Here is a 23,086-nt window from a genome sequence, read left to right on the forward strand (position 1 = left end):
GATAGTCGACATGCGTCCATCAAGTGTGACGCACTCTAGACTAGCCAGACTAAAACAGCGTGCGCTGCCGCATCGCGGCCGACAGCGTCCCTTCATCGAGGTAATCGAGTTCGCCGCCGACCGGAACGCCATGCGCAAGCCGCGTCACCCTCACATTGGCATCGCCAATGAGATCGGTGATGTAATGCGCGGTGGTCTGGCCGTCGACCGTCGCATTCAGCGCCAGCACGATTTCGCTCACGCGCGGATCGTGCGCACGCGACACCAGCGCATCGATGGTGAGATCCTGCGGGCCGACGCCGTCAAGCGGCGACAGCGTGCCGCCGAGAACGTGATAGAGTCCGCTTGATGCGCCTGCGCGCTCCAGCGCCCAGAGGTCGGCGACATCCGCAACCACAACGATGATGGAAGGATCGCGCCGCGCATCCGTGCACACGGTGCACGGGCTGCGGGTATCGATGTTGCCGCATGTCTCGCAGACACGGATCCTGTCGATCGCGACCTGAAGCGCGCCTGCGAGCGGCGTCATCAGCGCCTCGCGCTTCTTGATCAGATGCAGCGCCGCCCGCCGCGCCGAGCGCGGGCCGAGCCCCGGCAGCCGCGCCAGTAACTGGATCAGGCGATCGATCTCGGGGCCGGTGACGGACGACATCTTCTAGAGCCTCTCCGCTTCTGATGGAATCAGAAGCGGAGCTCTATATTTTTGATTTGACGCGTTTCCTTTACGCGAACCGGATTCCACTTCGCTTGAAAACGCTCTAGAGTCTTGATCTGACGCGTTTTCTTGACGCGAACCGGTAGCCACTTCGCTTGAAAACGCTCTAGTGGCCCCATTCCAACACGCGCACTCCGTTTCACCCATCAGGTGAAACCCAGGCCCGGCGGCAGACCAAGTCCGCCGGTCAGCGCCTGCATCTTTTCCTGCATCGCGGCCTCCGCCTTGCGGCGCGCGTCGGCAACCGCGGTCACGACAAGGTCTTCGAGGATTTCACGTTCGTCCGGCTTGATCAGCGACGGATCGATCGAGACCGCCTTGACGTCCATCTTCGCGGTCATCCGCACCCTCACAAGGCCGCCGCCGGACGTGCCCTCGACCTCGACATGCTCAAGCTCGTCCTGCATCGCCTTCATCTTGGATTGCAGTTGAGCCGCCTGTTTCATCATGCCAAGAAAGTCAGCCATCACGCGTTCCTTTTTGCTATTCGTCGCCACCGTCGAAGCCGTCGGCCGGATCGTCCGGAACGACATCGGAGTCCGGCGGCGACAAAGCGAGCTTTCGCACCTCGATCACCCTGGCGCCGGGAAAACGCGCCAGCACGTCCTTCACGCGCGGATCGGCCTCGGCCGCGCGCTCGCGCTCGTTCTTCTGCAACAGTGCCTGCGAACGCAGCGTCGGCTGCCCGGGCTCGTTGGAGACGATCACGGTCCAGCGCCGGCCTGTCCACTGTTCCAGCTTGCGCGCGAGATCGTTCACCAGCGTGCGCGCCGCGCTGCGTTCGAGCGCGACCTCGAGCCGGCCGTCTTCCATGCGGACGAGGCGCATGTCGGTCTCGAGCGCGGCCTTGACGATCAGGTCGCGCTTTTCACCCGCGAGCGCCACGAGTTCGGCAAAACTCTCAAGCCGCAGCGCCGGTGCCGCATCCGCCGGATCGGCCATCGGCGCCACCGCCGGGCGCGACACAGGCTCGGCGGCAGTGCGCGGCGCCGACACGGTGCGGGCGGCAGACGACTGGACGGAAGACACCGATGCGCCGGAGGTTCTCTGCGGCGCAGCGCTGCCGGTACCGACCGGCGTTTCGCCGCCGTTTCGGTCCAGCATCCGGATCGCTTCATCCGGTGTCGGAAGGTCCGAGACATAGGCGATGCGCACCAGCACCATCTCGGCCGCCGCCGCCGGCCGCGTCGCGCCCTGCACCTCGGTGATGCCCTTCAGCAGCATCTGCCACATCCGCGACAGCACGCGCATCGACAGTTTCGCGGCGAAATCGCGGGCGCGCAGCCGCTCGGTCTCGCCGAATGCGGCATTGTCGGCGAGCGCGGGGACAACCTTGATGCGGGTCACGAAGTTGACGAACTCGGCCAGATCGCTGAGCACCACGACCGGATCGGCGCCGGTATCGTACTGGTCGCGAAATTCGCCGAACGCGCGCGCGATATCGCCGCGCGCCAGCGATTCGAACAGATCGATCACCCGTGTGCGGTCGGCGAGCCCCAGCATCTGCCGCACCGCATCGGCCCGCACCACGCCGGCGGCGTGGGCGATGGCCTGATCGAACAGCGACAGCGAATCCCGCACCGAGCCCTCGGCGGCCCGCGCCACGATGCCGAGCGCTTCCGGTTCGACCTCGACGTTCTCTTTCGCCGCGATACTGGCGAGGTGCGACACCAGGACGTCCGCATCGACACGCCGGAGATCGAAACGCTGGCAACGCGACAGCACCGTCACCGGGACTTTGCGAATCTCGGTGGTCGCGAACACGAATTTCGCGTGCTCCGGCGGCTCCTCCAGCGTCTTCAGGAACGCGTTGAAGGCCGCCGTCGACAGCATGTGGACTTCGTCGATGATATAGACCTTGTAGCGCGCGCTGGAGGGCGCATAGCGCACGCTGTCGTTGATCTGCCTGACATCGTCGACGCCGGTATGGGAGGCGGCGTCCATTTCCAGCACGTCGATGTGGCGGCTTTCCATGATCGCCTGACAATGCACGCCGAGCGTCGGCATCCGGATGCTTGGTCCGTTCGCCGAGCCGTCAGGCAGTTCGTAGTTCAGCGCGCGGGCGAGAATGCGCGCGGTGGTGGTTTTGCCTACGCCGCGCACGCCGGTGAGGATCCAGGCCTGCGGGATTCGTCCGGTCTCGAAGGCATTGGACACGGTGCGCACCAGCGCCTCCTGTCCAATGAGATCGTCAAAGCTCGCGGGACGGTATTTCCGCGCCAGCACGCGATACTCGGCGCTGGACTCGGATGCCCGCGCGCCGAGGTCGAGGCCGGTCTGGCCGGCGGCGTCATCGGAGGGCGTTGAGGAATGGCCAGCGTCGGTCATTGAGCGATCCGCAATTTTCTCTCTGTGAGGCCGGCTTGCGGAACAACAGGCGATCTTTCGGGCCGCGCCCGATCCGGCGCCGGCAAAAGTCCCGAAAACATGGCTCGCCAAAAACAGGTAGGAGACTGACGAGCGACCCGATCCGGACCTCGTTAGGGCTGCTTCCTTCCGGACCTGACCCGGTTGGCGAGTGGCTCGTCCACCGCCAATCTCCCGGTCTCTATTTGGGGCCAAAAGGACCGGAAAGCAAGCGGCCGCGGCATTCCGTTCCGGCCCATTGACCCCGGCGGATCGTCGGGCCAGTTTGCCTCCGCACTCCTCAAAAAAAACGGCCGCAAACGATGTCCGAGGCCTGGTCGCTTCACCCGCAGCTCGACAATGACGCGGTCGGCATCGGCGACCTGGCACTCAGCCGACTCCTGCTCAGCAAGGACGCCAACTACCCCTGGCTCATTCTGGTGCCAAGACGGGCCGGAGCGATGGAGATCATCGACCTCGATCACGACGATCGCGCAAGCCTGATGACGGAGATCAGTCAGGTCTGCGAAGCGCTCAAGGACGTCACGAGTTGCGACAAGCTCAATGTGGCCGCACTCGGCAATCAGGTGCCGCAACTCCACGTCCATATCATCGCGCGCCGCAATGGAGACGCCGCATGGCCCCGCCCGGTGTGGGGGGCGGCGCCCGCGCTCGAATACGACGCGGCGGAACTTGAGGCATTCATGGGTGCGATCCGGCGGAGGACAGGATTCGGTTAGACCGTTAGAATGTCGATTGCGGAGACGACAAGGGAACCAGCGATGAACTTTCGTGACGCCGCGCCCAAGCGCCTGCCACGCATCCTGTGCGTCGGGATACCGGTGCGCGATCTGACCTTTCATATTCAGGGCCTGCCGAAACGCGGCTTCAAGATCGGTGCCGAGCGTTTCGAGGAAATCGCTGGCGGCAACGCGCTCAACGCGGCGATCGCCATTTCCCGACTCGGCGGCCACGCGGCGTTCTGCGGCCCCATGGGCGACGCCGGCGAAACCTCCAGCCGTTACATCTTCGACAAGGCGGCGGAACTCGGCATCGCGATGCAAGACATCGTTCACATGCCAGGTCTGGTGACGCCGATCTCCAGCGTCATGATCGACCCCGGCGGCGAGCGCACTATCATCACCTTCCGCGATCCCGAATTGTGGAAAGTGCGCCTGCCTGACACCGAGCGGCTGCTCACCGACTGCGACGCCATCCTTGTCGAGAGTCGCTGCGCCCCCTTCTGCACTGACCTCTGCGCGGAGGCGCGCCAGCGCGGCATTCCCGTCGTCGTCGATATCGACAGCGCCATGCCGATGCGCGGCGGCCTGCTGACCGCCTCATCGCATCTGATCTTCTCCAGCGAAGCGCTCCAGGCCACGGCCGGCGTTGCGGACGATGCGGCGGCGCTGAGGACGCTCGCGGGGCTTACCTCGGCCTTTCTTGCCGGAACGCGCGGTCCGCAGGGCACGTTGTGGCTCGATTCCAACGGCGAGCTTCGTGAGACCCCAGCCTTTCCAGTCGAGACCGTGGACACGCTGGGAGCCGGGGACGTGTTTCATGGCGCGTTCGCCCTCGCCATGACCGAAAACCAGGACCTGCGGGAAGCGCTGCGATTTGGCTCCGCTGCCGCCGCGATCAAATGCACCCGCTTCGGCGGCGCCTTCGCCTGCCCGCAACGTTCTGAAGTGGAAGCGTTTTTGAGAGAAGCGGCCCCGACCTCGGCTTAGTCCGAAGCGATCGCCCTTGCGTTGGAATATTTTTCTATATATGAGGTTGAATAACTTCCATATTGGAACAATGTTCTAATCATGAGCGATCTCGCCCTCCAGACCTCTGAGTCCAGCCGACGTCTCGACGCCATCGACCGCAAGATCCTGACCGTGCTTCAGGAGGATGCATCCCTCTCCGTGGCCGAGATCGGCGACCGGGTCGGGTTGTCCTCGACGCCCTGCTGGAAGCGGATCCAAAGGCTCGAAGCCGACGGCATTATCCTGCGCCGGGTGGCGCTGGTCGATCAGAACAAGATCGGGCTCGGCATTTCGGTGTTCGTATCGGTGGAGAGCGGCGACCATTCGGACGCCTGGCTGAGCAAGTTCGCCAGTGCAGTCAGCGCCATGCCCGAGGTGATGGAGCTTTACCGCATGGCTGGCGACGTCGACTACATGCTGCGCGTCGTGGTCGCCGACATGGCGAGCTACGATCTTTTTTACAAGAAGCTGATCAGCGCCGTGGCGCTGAAGAACGTCACCTCGCGATTCGCGATGGAGAAGATCAAATCGGTGACGGCGCTGCCGGTCCCGGCGGTGAGCGCGGTATAGCGATTTCAACCGTCATACGCGGGCTTGGCCCGCGTATCCATCGCCTGATGGAGTGCCGGATCAAGTCCGGCAATGACATCCGCGTCAAATCTTCTGATTGTATTCGCCGACTTCGGGATGGGTGCGCAGCACGCTGTCCATCGCCTCGAACATGTCGTGCATGCGCTGCTCGGAGACCGGGCTTTCCACCACCACCACCAGTTCGGGCTTGTTCGACGACGCCCGCACAAGACCCCAGCTTCCATCCTCCGCCGTCACCCGGACACCGTTGACGGTGACGAGATCACGGATCGGCTGTCCCGCCACCTTGTCGCCGTTGGCCCTGGCGGCCTCGAAATGTTTCACCACGCTGTCGACGATGCCGTATTTGGCTTCGTCGGCGCAATGCGGCGACATGGTCGGCGACGACCATGTCTTGGGCAACGCGTCCTTCAGGTCGGCCAACGATTTTCCCGGAGCGCGGTCGAGCATCTCGCAGATTGCGATCGCCGAGATCAGGCCGTCATCATAACCGCGGCCCATCGGCGCGTTGAAGAAGAAGTGGCCGGATTTCTCGAAACCGGCGAGCGCGCCGAGTTCGTTGGTGCGGCGCTTCATATAGGAATGACCGGTTTTCCAGTAGGTCACCTTGGCACCCTGTTTCTGCAAGACCGGATCGGTGACGAACAGACCCGTCGACTTCACGTCGACCACGAAATGCGCGTCCTTGTGGATCGCCGACATGTCGCGCGCCAGCATCACGCCGACCTTGTCGGCGAAGATTTCCTCGCCGGTATTGTCGACGACGCCGCAGCGATCCCCGTCGCCGTCGAAGCCCAGACCGGCATCGGCCTTGTGTTCGAGCACCGCATCGCGGATCGCGTGCAGCATCTTCATGTCTTCGGGGTTCGGATTATATTTCGGGAAGGTGTGATCGAGTTCGGTATCCAGCGGGATCACCTCGCAGCCGATCGCCTCCATCACCTTCGGCGCGAATGCGCCCGCGGTGCCGTTGCCGCAGGCAACAACGACTTTCAGCTTGCGCTTCAGCTTCGGCCGCTTCGTCAGGTCGGCGATATAGCGCGCCGGAAAATTCTCGTGAAACTGATAGGAGCCGCCGGTCCCGTCGGCGAAGGTGGCGCCCAGCACGATCTCCTTCAGCCGGTTCATCTCGTCGGGTCCGAAAGTCAGCGGCCGGTTGGCGCCCATCTTGACGCCGGTCCAGCCGTTGTCGTTGTGCGAGGCCGTCACCATGGCGACGCAGGGGACGTCGAGTTCGAACTGCGCGAAATACGCCATCGGCGTCATGCACAGTCCGATGTCGTGCACCTTGCAGCCGGACGCCAGAAGGCCCGAGATCAACGCGTATTTGATGGACGACGAATAGCTGCGGAAATCGTGCCCGGTAACGATGTCCTTGTTCTGGCCGAGCTCGCCAATCAGCGTGCCGAGCCCCATGCCCAGCGCCTGAATGCCCATCAGGTTGATTTCCTTGCCGAACAGCCAGCGCGCGTCATATTCGCGGAATCCGGTCGCCTTGACCATTGGCTCGGATTCATAGGCATAGGTATTCGGCGCCAGAACGGGTTTCGGCTTCGGAAACATGCAGATGGCCTCGTCAGGATAAGGGCAGGAACATAATAAAGTGCAGCCCGGAATGCCATGGCTGCCGGAAATGCGGGAGCGGGTTTGTGAAAGGCAATTGCGGCATAATCGCAGCGCCACGGCAGCGCGCGTCGCCTGCAACCAATATCAACGGCGGCGCCGGCCTATTGTTCCAGCACCATGCGCCCGTTGGCGAATTCGAAGCGCCTGAGTTTGGACAGAAACGACAGGCCAAGCAGGTTTTCCGACAGCGCCTCGTCGGGCAGCACCATGGCGTCGACGTCGCGCACGATCAGCCCGCCGACGTCGACCATGGCAAGCCGGGTGCGCGCCGCCTTGACCTTGCCGTTGGCCGTGGTCACCGTCGCGTCGTAGTCATTCTGCGAGGGCCGCAAGCCGATGCGCGCGGCTGAACTTTCATTGAGCGCAATCACCGACGCCCCGGTATCGACCATGAAGCCGACGCGCTGGCCGTCGATCCGGGCTTCTGTCTGGAAGTGACCGCGGCCATCGCGCGGGATGCTGACGCTGCGGCGACCGGCCTGGGCGTTGTCCTCGAACGTCGCCTGCTGCACGGGTGTCGTTGCCCGCGCCGCCGCGGTTACGGTCATCTTGTCAGCCACCTGCGCCATGTAGGTGCCCGCTCCGATCAGAAGCGCGGCAAAGATCATCAGATTACGCATGGCGCACACTCACTGACAGACGGAACGGCAGCCGCGATCTTACGCGCAGCCGTCGGCCGGCCATAACCCGCAACGGCCGTGAGGCTCTTTATTTGGGAAAAGGATGAGCGAAGCGTTAATGCGGGCCTTAGAGCATGATCCCGAAAAGTGGAAACCGGTTTTCGGAAAAGATCATACTCAAACAAAAAGATAAGCACGGGTCTGATTCAACGCAGTTGAAACAGACTCTAGCGGCCGTCTTCCGTGCTCAAGGCGAACGCCTTGATCTCATAGCTCTTGCGGATCAGCGCCAGCAGATCGGTCGGCTGTACCGATCGCTCGGCGCACCGCCACGAGACATCGAATGAACAATCGATTGACCCGTCATCACGCCGTTTCACATCGGCGAAGCGGGCGTGATAGCCAAAACCTCCGATCAGGCGCGGCAGCTCGACGATCGTTCGCATCTCTGCATCGGCTGCGACCACCACCCGGACGCGGTGCTCGCGAGGGATGACATAGTCGACCCATTTCAGCGCCCAGAGAGTCATGACCGCCAGCACGGTTGCGGCGGCGCCAAGCGCCAGTTGACCGCCGCCCAGACAGAGACCGATCACCGTGATCAGCCACAACGTCGCCGCGGTGGTGACGCCGGTGATGAGATCGCCTTTCTTGAAGATGGTCCCGGCGCCGATGAAGCCGACGCCGGTGAGGATGCCGAGCGGCAAACGCATCACATCCATCTCGGCGAAGGACGCCGGCGTTTTGCCGCTCGCCGACAGCAGGATGTTGGCCTGGATCATGGCGACCGAGGCGGCGAGTCCCACCAGAATGGTGGTGCGAAATCCGGCCGCGTGTCCGCGCGTGCTCCGGTCCAGGCCGACGATGCCGCCGGCGACCATGGTCAAGGCGAGACGGATCGCGATATCCGGCCAGGTCGGTTGCAGGGGCATGTCCATGGGAGCCTCGGATGGGAGCCTCGGGGCGAGATGTCGTGGCAACGCTGCGGCGACAGCACGGGTTCCCGGATACGCGAGCCCTTCAGGTCCCGCGCGGCTTGACCCGGCGTGTCGGCGGCGCGTTCGCCGGATCTTCCGGCCAGGGATGCCGGGGATAGCGCCCGCGCAGATCGGAGCGTACCCCAGCATAGCTGCCGCGCCAAAATCCGGGCAGGTCGCGCGTCACCTGCACCGGACGATGCGCCGGCGACAGCAATTCCAGAACCAGCGGCACCTTGCCTTGCGCGATCGTCGGGTGCGCCGTCAGGCCGAACAATTCCTGCAACCGGACGGCGATGGTCGGCCCCTGCTCCGCGCCATAATCGATCGCGAGCATCGTGCCGGTCGGGGCCTCGAAATGCGTCGGCGCCTCCCGCTCCAGCCGTGCGCGCAAACTCCACGGCAACAGCGCCATCAGCGCGTCCGAGAGATCGCTCGCGGAGAAGTCCTTCAGCGATGTCTTGTCGGGCAGCGCCGGCACCAGCCAGCTTTCGGCCTGGGCCGCAAGTCCGGCATCGGAGAGATCGGGCCACTCATCGAGTCCCTTCCGGCCTTCCGCCCTGCGCAGGAACATCACCCGGTCGCGCCATTGCTTGAGCGATTTCGACCACGGTAGCCGATCCGGTCCCGCACTCATCAGGCCTTCCGCGAGGATGCGGGCGGTCTCCGGCGAGGGAACGACCGCCAGCGGTGCCTCGGCCAGCGTGATCGCATGCAGCCGTTTCCGGCGGCGCGCCCGCAATGCCATCGCCGCGCGGTCGAACGTGACCTCATCGTCGGTCTCGATCTGGTCGGCGAAGCGCGCCTCGATGTCGGCCTGCGCGATCGGCGCAGCCAGCAGGATGCGGCCGTTGGCGGCGGCGCCGGTCAGTTCGGCGACCGTGATGAAGGGGTCTCGCGCCAGGCGGGAGGCCGGATCGACCGACGCGCCGCGGCCATTGGCGAGCACGAACGAGCCGTTGCCGCGATTGCGCGCCACGCGATCGGGGAATGCGAGAGCGAGCATGACGCCGGTGCTTGGTTCGACTTCCCCTTGTGGTGGTGAGGGAGAAGCCCTCACCTGCGACACCCATCGCTCGGCGAGTTGCCTTGCGCCTGAGGCGCGCGGCGAACGGTCGCGGCGGAAATTCTCGAGCCGGGCATCGAGATCGACGCTGTCGCCGCCGAGTCCCCGCTCGGTCAGAACAGCCGCGATATCGGCCGCCTCGCGGCCCGCGCCAAGCCGATGCGAATCGACGATCATACGCGCGAGCCGTGGCGGCAGCGCCAGCGCGCGCAGGCTTTTGCCCTCGTCGGTGATACGGCCGTCGCCATCAAGCGCGCCGAGTTCGCGCAACAGGTTGCGCGCCTCGCTCAATGCGGGGACCGGTGGGGGATCAAGAAACGTCAGCATCGCCGGATCGCGCACACCCCACTGCGCGAGATCCAGCACCAGCGACGACAGATCGGCGCTGAGAATCTCAGGCTGGGTGTGGGCGGGGAGCGAGGTGGTCTGCGGCTCGTCCCAGAGACGATAACACAGGCCGGGCTCGGTGCGGCCTGCGCGACCGCGGCGCTGATCGACTGCGGCGCGCGAGGCGCGCACGGTTCCCAGCCGCATCAGGCCGATGTCGGGCTCATAGCGCGGCACCCGCGCCAGGCCGGAATCTACCACGATGCGGACGCCTTCGATCGTCAGCGACGTCTCCGCGATGGACGTCGCCAGCACCACCTTGCGATGGCCCTTCAACGCCGGCGCGATGGCGCGGTCCTGCACCGCGGCGTCGAGCGCGCCGAACAGCGGAACGATCTCGACGGATGCGTCGTGAACCCGTTCAGCGAGCATATTTTGCGTTCGGCGGATTTCGGCCGCTCCCGGCAGAAATGCCAGCACCGAGCCGGCATCAGCGCGCAGCGCCATGGCGATCGCGTCGGCCACCTGCCGTTCGAGCGGCGCGTCGGGCCTGCGGCCGAGATAGCGCGTCTCGATCGGAAAGGCGCGGCCCTCGCTTTCGATGACTGGCGCATCGCTGAGCAGCTTTGCGACACGCGCCCCGTCGATGGTCGCGGACATCACCAGGATCCGCAGATCCTCGCGCAAGCCGGCCTGCACGTCGCGCGCCAGCGCAAGTCCCATGTCGGCATCGAGCGAGCGTTCGTGAAACTCGTCGAACAGCACCGCTGCGATGCCGGTCAGTTCCGGATCGTCGAGAATCTGCCGCGAGAAGATTCCTTCGGTCACGACTTCGATGCGGGTTGCACGCGACACTTTCGAGCCGAAGCGCACGCGGTAGCCGACAGTCTCGCCGGCGCGCTCGCCCAGCGTTTGCGCCATTCGTTCCGCGCTGGCCCGCGCCGCGATCCGGCGCGGCTCCAGCACGATGATCTTCTTGCCCGCAGCCCAGGGCGCATCGAGCAACGCCAACGGCACCCGCGTGGTCTTGCCGGCGCCGGGCGGCGCCACCAGCACGGCCGTAGTGTGCGCGGCGAGCGTTCGTCCGAGTTCGTCGAGCACAGCATCGATCGGGAGCGGCGTGGCAAACGTTTTCGTCAAGGAAAAGTCCGGGGGCGCGACATGGTTAACGAGCGGGAGGGCCAAACGATCACGATCCCATGAAACATGGCACATTATTTGATTGGTGAAAGGAGAACGCAACCGATCCTCCTGTAAAACGCGCCGGATCGCGCTGAAAAGAGACACCGATGACCGGAAACGGCACAGCAGCACTGAAGAACGAACGGGTCGACTGGGTCGACTATGCCAAAGGCATCTGCATCATCATGGTCGTGATGATGCACTCGGTGCTGGGCGTCGAGGCCGCAGCCGGACAGACCGGCTTCATGCACCTCGTGGTCGCCTTCGCCAAACCGTTCCGGATGCCGGACTTCTTCCTGATCTCCGGCCTGTTCCTGCCGCTCGTCATCAATCGCGACTGGCGCATTTATCTCGACCGCAAGGTCGTGCATTTTGCGTATTTCTACCTGCTGTGGGTGGCGATCCAGTTCGGCTTCAAGGCGCCGTCGTTCGCCGCCGAAGTGGGCTGGCCGGGCGTCGTTCATCTCTATCTGATGTCGTTCATCGAGCCGTTTGGCACGCTGTGGTTCATCTACCTGCTGCCGGTATTCTTCGTGGTCATCAAGGCCACGCGCAACGTCTCGCCATGGGCGATCTGGGGCGCCGCCGCGGTGCTCGAAATGGCGCATATCTCCACGGGGTGGACCCTGATCGACGAATTCGCCGCGCGCTTCGTGTACATCTATTCCGGTTACCTGTTCGCAAGCCACGTGTTCGCGCTGTCCAACCGCGCCCGCGCCTATCCGGCAGCGGCGCTGGCGACGCTGGCGCTGTGGGCCGTCACGAATGCCGGCCTCGTTTATACCGGCGCCAGCGAATGGCCGATCGTCTCGCTCGCGCTCGGGCTGGCCGGCGCCTGCGCCATCATCACGACGGGCACGCTGCTGGCGAAGATGCGCTGGCTGGACGCGGTGCGCTATTGCGGCGAGCATTCCATCGTCATTTATCTCGCGTTCTTCCTGCCGATGGCGGCGACGCGCACTCTGCTGCTGAAAGCCGGCATCATCCACGATATCGGGACGGTGTCGCTGATCGTCACCATCGCCGGCGTGGTTGGCGCCGTGCTGATCTGGTGGGCCTGCCGCAATACGCGGGCGAACTTCCTGTTCGAGCGTCCGGACGCCTTCTGGATCGCGCCGAGAAAGCGCGCGGCCGCACTTCAGGCGGCGGAATAACGAGGCCATCACCTACGAACCAGCCGGACCCGCCGCGATTTTGCTGGCGATGGCGGCCCGCAAGGGGGTGCCATTGCGCGCAAGAGTCCTTAAGTTGCGGCCATGCCGAAGAAGCCAGCCACTGATCCCGCCGCCGCGACACAGGACGCGGCCAAGACCACAGCCCGCACCGCCGCAGCGGCAGGCGACAACATGCAGGGCCAGCACGTCTTCCTGGTCGACGGCTCGTCCTACATCTTCCGCGCCTATCACGCGCTGCCGCCGCTGAACCGCAAATCTGACGGAATGCAAGTCAATGCGGTGCTCGGCTTCTGCAACATGCTGTGGAAGCTGCTGCGCGACATGCCGAAGGACGACAAGCCGACCCACCTCGCGATCGTTTTCGACAAGTCCGAGGTCACGTTCCGCAACACGCTCTATTCCGACTACAAGGCGCATCGCCCCCCCGCGCCCGACGACCTGATCCCGCAATTCGCGCTGATCCGCGAGGCGGTGAAGGCATTCGATCTTCCCTGCCTCGAACAGATCGGCTTTGAGGCCGACGACCTGATCGCGACTTATGTGCGGCAGGCCTGCGAGCGCGGCGCAACCGCAACCATCGTGTCCTCGGATAAAGATCTGATGCAGCTCGTCACCGACTGCGTCACCATGTACGACACCATGAAGGATCGCCGCCTTGGCGTTCCCGAGGTGATCGAGAAATTCGGCGTTCCGCCGGAAAAGGTCGTCGAGGTGCAGGCGCTGGCAGGCGACAGCGTCGATAACGTTCCGGGCGTGCCCGGCATCGGCGTCAAGACCGCGGCGCAACTCATCACCGAATATGGCGACCTCGAAACGCTGCTGGCGCGCGCAGGCGAGATCAAGCAGCCCAAGCGGCGCGAGGCGCTGATCGAGAATGCTGAGAAGGCGCGCATTTCGCGGCAACTCGTGTTGCTCGACGACCACGTTGCGCTGGACGTGCCGCTGGAAGACCTCGCCGTGCAGGAGCCGGACGCGCGCAAGCTGATCGCCTTCCTGAAGGCGATGGAGTTCACCACGCTGACGAAGCGCGTCGCGGAGTATTCGCAAGTCAATGCCGCCGAAATCGAGCCGGACAGAAAAAACGCGAGCGGGACATTGTCGGCAGCGGCCAAGGCGTCCACGGACGCGGTTACTGGCGACCTGTTCGGAAACGACAGCGGCGCGAAAGCCACTCCGGCGATCAGGGCAAAGGCGACAAGCGCCACCGAGGTCAAGACGCCGCAAGCCCTCGCTGCGGCGCGCCTTGAAGCCGTGCGCAATTTGCCGGTTCAGCCAGACAAGTATGAGATCGTCCACTCGCTGGACCGGCTGAAGAACTGGATCGCCCGCATCGACAACGACGGCAGCTTCGCGGTCGAGGCGCGGGCGCCGACGATCGATCCCATGCAGGCCGAATTGTGCGGGATCGCGCTGGCGGTCGCGCCGAACGATGCCTGTTACGTCCCGCTTGGCCATAGGCAGTCCGGAGACGGGGCCGGGCTGTTTGCCGCCGGGCTTGCGCCGGACCAGATCGCGACCTCCGATGCGTTGAAGCTCCTGAAGCCGGTTCTCGAATCCAGCGGCCATCTGAAGGTCGGTTTCAACGTCAAATTCACTGCCGTGTTGCTGGCCCGGCATGGCATCGTCATGCAGAACAATGACGACGTCGAGTTGATCTCCTATGCGCTCGATGCCGGGCGCGGCTCGCATGATCTTCAATCGCTGGCAAAGCGCTGGCTCGGCCACGTCAGTCAAAGTTACGGCGAGTTGATCGGCAGCGGCAGGAGCAAACTTGCCTACGATCAGGTGCCGATCGATCGCGCCACCACCTATGCAGCGGAATATGCCGACCTCGCCTTGCGGCTGTGGCAGGTCTTGAAGCCGCGGCTGGTTGCCGAGCGCATGAACGCCGTCTACGAGACGCTGGAGCGGCCGATGATCGCGACGCTGGCGCGCATGGAACAGCGCGGCATCACCATCGACCGCCAGGTGCTGTCGCGGCTCTCGGGCGAATTCGCGCAGACCGCCGCACGCCTGGAAGCCGAGATCCAGCAGCTTGCGGGCGAGCCGATCAATGTCGGCAGCCCGAAACAGATCGGCGACGTCATGTTCGGCAAGATGGGCTTGCCGGGCGGCAGCAAGACCAAGACCGGCGCTTGGTCGACCTCGGCGCAGATCCTCGACGAACTCGCCGAGCAGGGCCACGACTTCCCGCGCAAGATCCTCGACTGGCGGCAGGTCTCCAAGCTCAAATCAACCTATACCGACGCTTTGCCGGAACACGTCGATCCGCAGACCCACCGCGTTCACACGACCTATGCGCTCGCCGCCACCACCACGGGACGCCTGTCCTCGAACGAGCCGAACCTGCAGAATATCCCGGTGCGCAATGAAGAGGGCCGCAAAATCCGCCGCGCCTTTATCGCGACGCCGGACCACAAGCTGGTGTCGGCCGACTACTCCCAGATTGAGCTGCGGCTGCTCGCCGAGATCGCCGACATTCCGGTCCTGAAACAGGCGTTCCGCGACGGGCTCGACATTCACGCCATGACGGCGTCGGAGATGTTCGGCGTGCCCGTGCAGGGCATGCCCGGCGAAATCCGCCGCCGCGCCAAGGCGATCAACTTCGGCATCATCTATGGCATCTCGGCGTTCGGCCTCGCCAACCAGCTCGGCATCCCGCGCGAGGAAGCGGCCGCCTACATCAAGAAGTATTTCGAGCGCTTTCCCGGCATCCGCGCCTACATGGACGCGACCCGCGACTTCTGCCGCGCGCACGGCTATGTCACCACCCTGTTCGGCCGCAAATGCCACTATCCCGACATCAGGTCGCCGAACCCCTCGCACCGTGCCTTCAACGAGCGCGCCGCGATCAATGCGCGGCTGCAAGGCACCGCCGCCGACATCATCCGCCGCGCCATGGTGCGGATGGACGACGCGCTTGCCGAGAAGAAGCTGTCGGCGAAGATGCTGCTTCAGGTGCATGACGAACTGATTTTCGAAGTGCCCGACGACGAGGTGGCGGCGACGCTGCCCGTGGTGCAGCATGTGATGCAGGACGCGCCGTTCCCGGCGGTGCTGCTCTCGGTGCCGCTGCGGGTCGACGCCCGCGCGGCCGACAACTGGGACGAGGCGCATTAAAGCATGCCTGCGGCCTGACCGATGAGCGACGTTTTTTCGGGCTCGCTCGCCGCCTTCGCGCTGACCTCGCTCGTCATCGAGATGACGCCGGGGCCGAACATGGCCTATCTTGCGGCGCTGTCGCTATCGCAAGGCATCCGCGCCGGGCTCGCCGCCGTCGTCGGCGTCGCGCTCGGACTCTCCGTCTTTGGCGCGGTGGCGGCGCTCGGTCTCAGCGCGGTGATCGACAATTCACCGCTGCTCTATGAGGTTCTGCGCTGGGGCGGCGTCGTTTATCTGCTGTGGCTCGCCTGGGAGGCGTGGGCGAAGGAGGCGGAGACCGCCCCCGAAAAAGCCGGCGATCCCGACGTCCACCCCGCGCTGGCATTTCGTCGTGGCCTCATCACCAATCTGCTCAACCCCAAGGCGGCGGTGTTCTACGTCGCGGTGCTTCCGGATTTCGTCCAGCCGGACAGGGGATCGGTCGCGATGCAGACACTTGCGCTGTCGGCGCTCTATGTCGGCATCGCCACGCTGGTCCATCTCGTCATCGTGCTGCTGGCCTCGCGCCTGCACAAGGTGGTCCAGACGCCGGACAAGCGCAGGACCATCCGGCGCGTGCTGGCGGTTGCGCTTGCCGCCATAGCTGTGTGGTTCGCCTTCAGCACCGCCCGCTGATGGCGCTGCATTGAACTGTTGATGGACGCGCTGAAAAGTGGTTCACCCTGCCGACCATCGCTAGATTGCCACCTCCCGCCACCCTTTCGAGCCTGCCCGTGTCCCAATCCGCCTCCCGTATCCGCCTCGCCGAGATCATCCGCACCCGCTCGTTCGGGCGCGGCGAAATCACGCTGGCCTCAGGTCGCAAAAGCGATTTCTACTTCAACCTGAAGCCGACCATGCTCGACCCCGAAGGCGCGGCGCTGCTCGCGGAACTGAGCTTCGAGGCGCTCAAGGACGACGGACTCGATTATATCGGCGGCCTCGAGATGGGCGCGGTGCCCCTCGCCGGCGCCATCGCACAGTTGTCGTGGCTGAGGCATCAGCCGATCGCCGCGTTTTTCGTGCGCAAGAAGCCGAAAGAGCACGGAGCGCGGCTGGCGGTGGAAGGCCTTGCCAAAGACGAGAGCCTCAAGGGCAAGCGCGTCGTCATCGTCGAGGACGTCACCACCACCGGCGGCTCCGCCATCAAGGCGGTGGAGTCCGTGCGCGAAGCCGGCGGCGAGATCGTGCTGGTGTTCACCATGGTGGATCGCGAGGAGGGCGCGGCGGAAACCTTCGCGCAGGCCGGCGTGCCATTCCGCGCGCTGTACAAGGCGAGCGAATTCCTCAAGCGGTAACCGCTTTGGATTTCATCAAGAACACAACCAGAACGCACGGGCTGCGGCGCCGCGGCAGCGCGTTTACCACGTTCCCGACTCGGAACGTTTCCCGCTTCGTGATATTGAATCATATTCTGCCGTCCCCCGGCCCGTCGCGTATGGAGTTTGTCCGATGGCCCCGCGTGCGAACTGGAAAGGCTTTCTGCGCCTTTCGCTCGTGACCTGTCCGGTCGCCCTGTTTCCGGCGACGTCGGAGTCCGAGAAGGTCAGCTTCAACCAGATCAATCGCAAGACCGGCCACCGCATCAAATATCAGAAGGTCGATGCCGAGACCGGCGAGGAGGTCGACAGCGAAGACATCGTCAAGGGCTACAAGGTCGACAGCGACAGCTATCTCGAAGTCACGAAAGACGAACTCAACAACATCGCGCTGGAATCCACCCACACCATCGAGATCGACCGGTTCGTGCCGCGCGCCGAGATCGACGATCTCTATATCGTGAGGCCATATTATCTGGTGCCCGACGGCAAGGTCGGACACGACGCCTATGCGGTGATCCGCGACACCATCAAGGCGACGGGCAAGGTCGCACTGGCGCGGGTGGTGCTCACCAACCGCGAGCACGTCATCGCGCTTGAAGCGCGCGACAACGGGCTGGTCGGCCTGCTGCTGCGCTACGCTTACGAGGTGCGCGCCGCATCGGATTATTTCGACGACATCAAGGATGTGAAAATCACCAAAGACATGCTCGATCTCGCGCGGCACATCGTCGAGCAGAAATCCGGTCACTTCGAGCCGGATTCGTTCGAGGATCACTATGAGGCTGCCCTGCAGAACCTGATCGAGCAGAAGCAGGCCGGCCGGCCGATCGCGAAAGCGAAAATCAAGACCGAAGGCAACGTCATCAATCTGATGGACGCGCTACGGCAGAGTTTGAAGGGCGGCAAATCCGCGCCGGCCGCAAACGACAAGCCGGCGCCTGCGAAAGGCAGGAAGCCCAAAAAGCGCGTCGAAGGCCAGCGCGAGATGCTATTTCCGATCGAAGGCAAGAAGGGGACAAAGGAGGCCAAGCGCGAGCCTGCGAAGCGTCCGGCCAGGACGCGCGGCGCGAACAAGACGCCCGCGGCGAAACGCAAGGCCGGTTAGAGCGGGATGAGGAAAAGTGTGTAACGGTTTTCCGCCCGCATCCCGCTCCAAAATATTGGGATCGATCACGCTCATGATTTTGGTTCGATCCAAAATCATCGTGACCTAACCGCACGCGCCAATGCGCAAGCTGATCGCCTTCGACGACGAGACCATGACGGCGCTGACGCGTCTCGGCCGGGATCGCATGGCGACGATACAGGATCTGGCCGACGAGGCTTTCGCCGACCTTCTGAAGAAACATGGCGTGCCGATCGACCTGAAGGACGCGCTGCGCAAGAGCGCGGGCGCGAGACGCAAAAAATCGTAACGTCGCGGCACCCGCGAGCGTTTCCGGGCGTTGCACATCGGATGTGATTCTTGGACTCTAGATTTTGATTTGACGCGTTTTCTTCACGCGAACCGGTACCCACTTCGCTCGAAAACGCTTTCATTGGAACCGACGCCGTGCCCTCCCGAAAGCTCAGCACCTATATCAAGAAGCGCGACTTCTCGAAAACCACGGAGCCGAGCGGCAAAGCTCGCGTCGCGGCTTCAAACCAACGGCGCTTCGTGATCCAGAAGCACGCCGCCACGCGGCTGCATTACGATTTTCGTCTCGAATATGACGGCGTGTTCAAGTCCTGGGCGGTGACGCGCGGCCCCTCCCTCGATCCGGGCGAGAAGCGGCTGGCGGTGGAGGTCGAGGATCACCCCCTCGACTACGGCGATTTCGAGGGCACGATTCCGAAAGGCCAGTACGGCGGCGGCACCGTGGAGATCTGGGACCGCGGCTACTGGTACGCCGACGACCCGGCGAAGGGTCTCGCCAAGGGCGACCTCAAATTCGCGCTGATGGGCGAGAAGCTCAAGGGTGAGTGGGTGCTGGTGCGCATGAAGCACGACCGCAGCGGCGGCAAGCGCACCAACTGGCTGCTGATCAAGCACCGCGACGACTACGCCAAGCCGGGCAGCGGCGAGGACGTGCTGAAGCAGGACCGCTCGGTCGCGTCGGGCCGCACGCTCGACCAGATCGCGCAAGGCCAGGGCAAGGCGCCGGAGCCTTTCATGATGACCGCGCGGACCGCCGGTTCCGATGCGGTCTGGAATTCCAACAAAGGCATTGCAGCAGAGGCCCGCGCGACAAAGACAAGCGCCCAACCTGCTTCAACCCGCAAGCGAGCGCCGAAAAAAGCCAAGATACCCGCGGGCAAGGCACGAGCGAGCAAGGCACCAACGAGCAAGGCAGAAACAAACAAGGCCCGCGCCATCAAGGACGATATGCCCGACTTCACCGGATTTCAGCTATGCGAAATCTCGGCGCGCCCGCCGGCGGCGGACGGCTGGGTGCATGAGATCAAGTTCGACGGCTACCGCATCCAGATGCGGATCGAGAACGGCGAGGTGACACTCAAAACCCGCAAGGGGCTCGACTGGACCGACAAGTTTTCGGCGATCGCAAAAGCCGCCGCGAAATTGCCCGACGCCATCATCGACGGCGAGATCGTCGCCCTCGACAGCGAGGGCCATCCGGATTTTTCCGCGATGCAGGCCGCGCTGTCCGACGGCAAGACGGATGACCTCGTGTTCTTCGCGTTCGACCTGCCGTTCGCCGAGGGCGAGGATCTGCGCCCGCTGCCGCTGCTCGCGCGCAAGGAACGGCTTCGCAAGCTACTCGGGCGCTCGGCGCAATCGAGCCGCTCGCCGATCCGCTACGTCGAGCATTTCGACGCAGACGGTGAACAGATGCTCGCGTCGGCTTGCAAGTCCGGCTTCGAAGGCATCATCTCCAAACGCACCGACGCGCCCTATCGCGCCGGCCGCGGTGGAAGCTGGCTCAAGGTCAAGAGCCGCCCCGGCCATGAGGTCGTGATCGGCGGCTGGAAAACAACGGGCGGAAAATTCCGCTCCCTGATGGCCGGAGTCTACAAGGGCGACCGCCTCGTCTATACCGGCATCGTCGGCACCGGCTATGGCCGCGACACCGTGAAGCGCATCATGCCGGCGCTGAAGGCCGCCGCGGCCTCGAAAAGCCCGTTCTCCGGCAAGAATGCCCCTTCCGGCGGACGCGAGGTGCACTGGCTCAAGCCGGATCTCGTAGCCGAGATCGAATTCGCCGGCTGGACCAATGACGGCATGGTCCGGCAGGCGGCCTTCAAGGGTTTGCGCGCAGACAAGCCGGCCCGCGAGGTCAAGGCGGAGATGCCGGTCCGTACCGCGGTGCCCAAGCTCGATGCGAGGGCCGCGGCCGCAGCGCGCACGGAGACCACGACGTCGCGCCAGCCCCGCGCATCGTCGGCACGGGATCGCGCGACGGTCATGGGCGTTGCAATCTCGCACCCGGACAAGGCGCTATGGCCCGATGGCGGGGACAAACAGCCGGTCACCAAACGGGATCTTGCTGAATATATGGAGACCGTCGGCGATTGGATGATGCCACACATTCAGGGGCGGCCGTGTTCGATCGTGCGCGCTCCCGACGGCATCGGCGGCGAAACCTTCTTTCAGCGTCATGCCATGCCGGGAATGTCGGACCTCGTCACCCAGGCAAAAGTGTACGGCGACCGCAAGCCTTATCTTCAGATCGACCGCGTCGAAGGACTGATCGCGGTGGCGCAAATCGGGGGACTTGAGCTACATCCGTGGAATTGCGCGCCCGACCAATACGCCGTACCGGGACGACTGGTGTTCGATCTCGATCCGGCGCCCGGCATCGCATTCTCCGATGTGATCGCGACGGCAAAAGAGATGAAGCAGCGTCTTGAGGCGCTCGGACTTGAAACATTCTGCAAGACAACCGGGGGCAAGGGCCTGCACGTGGTCACGCCACTTGCTGCCGTCAGAAAGGAAACGCTAACCTGGAAACAGGCCAAGATGTTCGCGCAGGCCGTCTGCGAACAAATGGCAGCGGACGAACCCGACAAATATCTCATCAACATGTCGAAGAAGCAGCGCGAGGGCAAAATCTTTCTGGATTATCTTCGCAACGACACCAAGTCGACCGCGGTCGCGCCGCTGTCGCCGCGCGCGCGCCCCGGCGCGACCGTGTCGATGCCGCTGAACTGGTCGCAGGTGAAAGCCGGACTCGACCCCAAACGTTTCACGCTCCGCACTGCCGCTGACCTCCTGAAGAAAAGCAAGGCATGGTCGGGTTACGCCGAGGCCGCCCGCCCGCTGCAGGCCGCGATCGCAAAGCTGCTCCGATGACGGACGTCGCGGACGCGGGATTTGGAAAGGTTGCGCTGCTCGGCGTTCCCATCGACATGGGCGCCTCGCAACGCGGTACCTTGATGGGCCCGGCAGCGTTGCGCACCGCGGGCATCAAGCCGGTGCTGGAAAGCCTCGGCATTGAGGTGACCGATCACGGCGACGTCTCGGTCGCTCAGGTGGCGCCGGCGAACGACCAGATTCCCGCAAACGCCAACCACTACCGCGACATCCAGGCATGGGTCCGCGCGCTCAGCCCGCGCGCTTATGATGTGGCGAAGTCCGGAGCGATACCGATCTTTCTCGGCGGCGACCACAGCCTGTCGATGGGTTCGGTCAACGGCGTCGCGCGCTATTGGCACGAACGGGACCGCAAGTTGTTCGTGCTCTGGCTCGACGCCCACGCCGACTACAACACGCCGCTGACGACGATGACCGCGAACATGCACGGGATGTCCGCCGCCTTCCTGTGCGGCGAGCCCGGCCTCGACGGTCTGCTCGGCGACGAGCCGCGCGCGTCGATCCCATCAGCACACCTCGACCTGTTCGGCATCCATTCGATTGACCCGCTCGAGAAGAAGCTGGTGCATGACCGCCGCATCGCCATCGCCGACATGCGCGAGATCGACGAGTTCGGCGTGGCGGTGCTGATCCGCCGCGTCATCGATCGGGTCAGAGCGCGCAACGGCGTGCTGCACGTCAGCTTCGATCTCGATGTTCTTGATCCAACGGTGGCGCCCGGTGTCGGCACCACCGTTCCCGGCGGCGCGACCTATCGCGAGGCGCATCTCATCATGGAGCTGTTGCACGATTCCGGGCTGGTCCGTTCCGTCGATATCGTCGAACTCAACCCGTTTCTCGACGAACGCGGGCGAACCGCGCGGGTCGCGGTCGAATTGATCGCGAGCCTGTTCGGACAGCAGATCATCGACCGCCCTACTCCCAGCAATACGCTGGGCGGAAGCTGAAACTCACTATTTATCCATGCGCATTGTTTTCCATGCGGCGTCCGCACGCGGACGTTCATGCGAGCGCGGTCGTGACCGCGCGCCCGACGGCCGCCATGACCGCGTCCTGCCGATCTGCCGGAACAGCGGCGCCCGTGAGATAGGCTGTTATGACAAACGGAGCGCGGTCCGGCGGCCAGATCACAGCAACGTCATTCGCCGTTCCCTGCTCGCCCGTTCCGGTCTTGTCGCCGACACGCCAACCGGCCGGCAATCCGGCGCGCAGACGCTTGCCACCGGTCATGTTGGCTGCGAGCCAGCCGATGAGTTGCCCGCGCGACTTCGTCGACAACACGTTGCCCAGCGCCAGCGCGCGCAGGTCGGAGGCAATCGCATCCGGCGACGTCGTGTCGCGCGGATCGCCGGGCGCCGCCTCGTTGAGATCGGTCTCGATGCGATCGAGGCGCGTCACATCATCGCCGAGCGAGCGAACGAAGGCGGTCAGGCCCTGCGGGCCGCCGATGCTTGCAAGCAGCAGATTGCCGGCCGTGTTGTCGCTGAGCGTCATGGCGGCCTCGCACAATTCGGCGACGGTCATGCCGATCGGACCGACATGCTTCTGCGTTTCCGGCGAATACGTCACGAGATCGGCGTCGGTGAAATAAATCCGCCGCACGAGACTTTCCTTGCCTGCATCGACGCTGTGAAGAACGGCGCCCGAGACCAGCACCTTGAAGGTGCTGCACATCGGAAATCGCTCGTTCGTCCGATGGCCAACGCACTGGCCGGTGGCTGTGTCGAGCAAAGCGACACCCAGCCGTCCGCCGCTTTCATTCTCCAGCCGCTTCACTTCGTCGACAAACCTCTTCTCCAGTATCGCAGCCGCACGGGCTGCGCGACCCATGACGACGAGGCCGGCCAGACCCGTACCCGTCGCGCGCAACAACTGTCGTCTGCCGATCATCTTGAAGCATCCTTATGTGTCGCCGCACCGAGGCTGACGGAAGCC

At 64.2% G+C, this 23,086-nt stretch carries 19 protein-coding genes and 1 other RNA gene; 11 read left to right on the forward strand and 9 right to left on the reverse strand.

The annotated features are described in order from the left end of the window. Nucleotides 1–49: 49 nt before the first annotated feature. The 4 genes from recR to ffs all read right to left on the reverse strand — a co-directional run bounded on the left by recR (nucleotide 50) and on the right by ffs (nucleotide 3,257). Nucleotides 50–652 (reverse strand): recombination mediator RecR, encoded by a 603-nt coding sequence (recR, locus tag ACS3WA_RS14150; protein WP_438279153.1) that lies wholly within the window; start codon nucleotides 650–652, stop codon nucleotides 50–52. A gap of 209 nt (nucleotides 653–861) precedes the next feature. Then, nucleotides 862–1,182 (reverse strand): YbaB/EbfC family nucleoid-associated protein, encoded by a 321-nt coding sequence (locus ACS3WA_RS14155; protein ID WP_438279154.1) that lies wholly within the window; start codon nucleotides 1,180–1,182, stop codon nucleotides 862–864. A gap of 16 nt (nucleotides 1,183–1,198) precedes the next feature. Next, nucleotides 1,199–3,043 carry a DNA polymerase III subunit gamma/tau gene (locus ACS3WA_RS14160; protein ID WP_438279155.1) on the reverse strand — a complete coding sequence of 615 codons (1,845 nt, stop codon included), beginning with the start codon at nucleotides 3,041–3,043 and terminating at the stop codon, nucleotides 1,199–1,201. 117 nt (nucleotides 3,044–3,160) lie between these two features. Next, nucleotides 3,161–3,257, reverse strand: an RNA gene (ffs, locus tag ACS3WA_RS14165) — signal recognition particle sRNA small type. Between the two features lie 127 nt (nucleotides 3,258–3,384). Between ffs and ACS3WA_RS14170 the strand changes: the two genes are divergently transcribed. From ACS3WA_RS14170 to ACS3WA_RS14180, 3 genes are all read left to right on the forward strand, one after another. Next, the gene (locus ACS3WA_RS14170) at nucleotides 3,385–3,801 is read left to right on the forward strand and encodes an HIT domain-containing protein (RefSeq protein ID WP_438279156.1); all 417 of its coding nucleotides are present in this window, start codon (nucleotides 3,385–3,387) and stop codon (nucleotides 3,799–3,801) included. 42 nt (nucleotides 3,802–3,843) lie between these two features. Next, the gene (locus ACS3WA_RS14175; protein WP_438279157.1) at nucleotides 3,844–4,791 is read left to right on the forward strand and encodes a sugar kinase; all 948 of its coding nucleotides are present in this window, start codon (nucleotides 3,844–3,846) and stop codon (nucleotides 4,789–4,791) included. 81 nt (nucleotides 4,792–4,872) lie between these two features. Further along, the gene (locus tag ACS3WA_RS14180; protein ID WP_438279158.1) at nucleotides 4,873–5,382 is read left to right on the forward strand and encodes an Lrp/AsnC family transcriptional regulator; all 510 of its coding nucleotides are present in this window, start codon (nucleotides 4,873–4,875) and stop codon (nucleotides 5,380–5,382) included. Between the two features lie 84 nt (nucleotides 5,383–5,466). On the opposite strand, the gene ACS3WA_RS14185 is transcribed toward ACS3WA_RS14180, so the two are convergent. From ACS3WA_RS14185 to hrpB, 4 genes are all read right to left on the reverse strand, one after another. Then, the gene (locus ACS3WA_RS14185) at nucleotides 5,467–6,966 is read right to left on the reverse strand and encodes a phosphomannomutase/phosphoglucomutase (protein WP_438279159.1); all 1,500 of its coding nucleotides are present in this window, start codon (nucleotides 6,964–6,966) and stop codon (nucleotides 5,467–5,469) included. A 164-nt stretch (nucleotides 6,967–7,130) separates the two neighbouring features. After that, on the reverse strand, nucleotides 7,131–7,649 hold the full coding sequence (locus ACS3WA_RS14190) for a TIGR02281 family clan AA aspartic protease (protein WP_438279160.1): 519 nt from the start codon (nucleotides 7,647–7,649) through the stop codon (nucleotides 7,131–7,133). 227 nt (nucleotides 7,650–7,876) lie between these two features. Next, on the reverse strand, nucleotides 7,877–8,587 hold the full coding sequence (locus ACS3WA_RS14195; RefSeq protein WP_438279161.1) for an MgtC/SapB family protein: 711 nt from the start codon (nucleotides 8,585–8,587) through the stop codon (nucleotides 7,877–7,879). A gap of 82 nt (nucleotides 8,588–8,669) precedes the next feature. Further along, complete coding sequence (hrpB, locus tag ACS3WA_RS14200; RefSeq protein ID WP_438279162.1) at nucleotides 8,670–11,159, reverse strand: ATP-dependent helicase HrpB; 2,490 nt, start codon at nucleotides 11,157–11,159, stop codon at nucleotides 8,670–8,672. A 149-nt stretch (nucleotides 11,160–11,308) separates the two neighbouring features. Here hrpB and ACS3WA_RS14205 point away from each other — a divergent pair, with 149 nt between their 5' ends. The 8 genes from ACS3WA_RS14205 to rocF all read left to right on the forward strand — a co-directional run bounded on the left by ACS3WA_RS14205 (nucleotide 11,309) and on the right by rocF (nucleotide 22,098). Next, nucleotides 11,309–12,355 (forward strand): acyltransferase family protein, encoded by a 1,047-nt coding sequence (locus ACS3WA_RS14205; RefSeq protein WP_438279163.1) that lies wholly within the window; start codon nucleotides 11,309–11,311, stop codon nucleotides 12,353–12,355. Between the two features lie 102 nt (nucleotides 12,356–12,457). After that, nucleotides 12,458–15,496: a DNA polymerase I gene (gene polA, locus ACS3WA_RS14210; protein WP_438279164.1), complete on the forward strand. Its 3,039-nt coding sequence runs from the start codon at nucleotides 12,458–12,460 to the stop codon at nucleotides 15,494–15,496. Nucleotides 15,497–15,517: 21 nt separating this feature from the next. Further along, the gene (locus tag ACS3WA_RS14215; protein ID WP_438279165.1) at nucleotides 15,518–16,153 is read left to right on the forward strand and encodes a LysE family translocator; all 636 of its coding nucleotides are present in this window, start codon (nucleotides 15,518–15,520) and stop codon (nucleotides 16,151–16,153) included. A gap of 98 nt (nucleotides 16,154–16,251) precedes the next feature. Beyond that, complete coding sequence (pyrE, locus tag ACS3WA_RS14220; RefSeq protein WP_438279166.1) at nucleotides 16,252–16,815, forward strand: orotate phosphoribosyltransferase; 564 nt, start codon at nucleotides 16,252–16,254, stop codon at nucleotides 16,813–16,815. Between the two features lie 154 nt (nucleotides 16,816–16,969). After that, the gene (locus tag ACS3WA_RS14225) at nucleotides 16,970–17,944 is read left to right on the forward strand and encodes a Ku protein (protein WP_438279167.1); all 975 of its coding nucleotides are present in this window, start codon (nucleotides 16,970–16,972) and stop codon (nucleotides 17,942–17,944) included. A gap of 121 nt (nucleotides 17,945–18,065) precedes the next feature. Beyond that, the gene (locus tag ACS3WA_RS14230; RefSeq protein ID WP_438279168.1) at nucleotides 18,066–18,254 is read left to right on the forward strand and encodes a hypothetical protein; all 189 of its coding nucleotides are present in this window, start codon (nucleotides 18,066–18,068) and stop codon (nucleotides 18,252–18,254) included. Nucleotides 18,255–18,391: 137 nt separating this feature from the next. After that, complete coding sequence (gene ligD / locus ACS3WA_RS14235; RefSeq protein ID WP_438279169.1) at nucleotides 18,392–21,130, forward strand: DNA ligase D; 2,739 nt, start codon at nucleotides 18,392–18,394, stop codon at nucleotides 21,128–21,130. After that, nucleotides 21,127–22,098 (forward strand): arginase, encoded by a 972-nt coding sequence (gene rocF, locus ACS3WA_RS14240; RefSeq protein ID WP_438279170.1) that lies wholly within the window; start codon nucleotides 21,127–21,129, stop codon nucleotides 22,096–22,098. Before ligD ends, rocF begins: the two co-directional genes overlap by 4 nt. A 55-nt stretch (nucleotides 22,099–22,153) precedes the next feature. Here rocF and bla read toward each other — a convergent pair whose 3' ends face one another. Continuing rightward, nucleotides 22,154–23,041, reverse strand: a complete 888-nt coding sequence (gene bla, locus ACS3WA_RS14245; protein WP_438279171.1) for a class A beta-lactamase — start codon at nucleotides 23,039–23,041, stop codon at nucleotides 22,154–22,156. Nucleotides 23,042–23,086: the final 45 nt, after the last annotated feature.

It is taken from the genome of Nitrobacter sp. (assembly GCF_051535235.1).
In the GTDB taxonomy this organism is placed as follows: Bacteria; Pseudomonadota; Alphaproteobacteria; order Rhizobiales; family Xanthobacteraceae; genus Nitrobacter.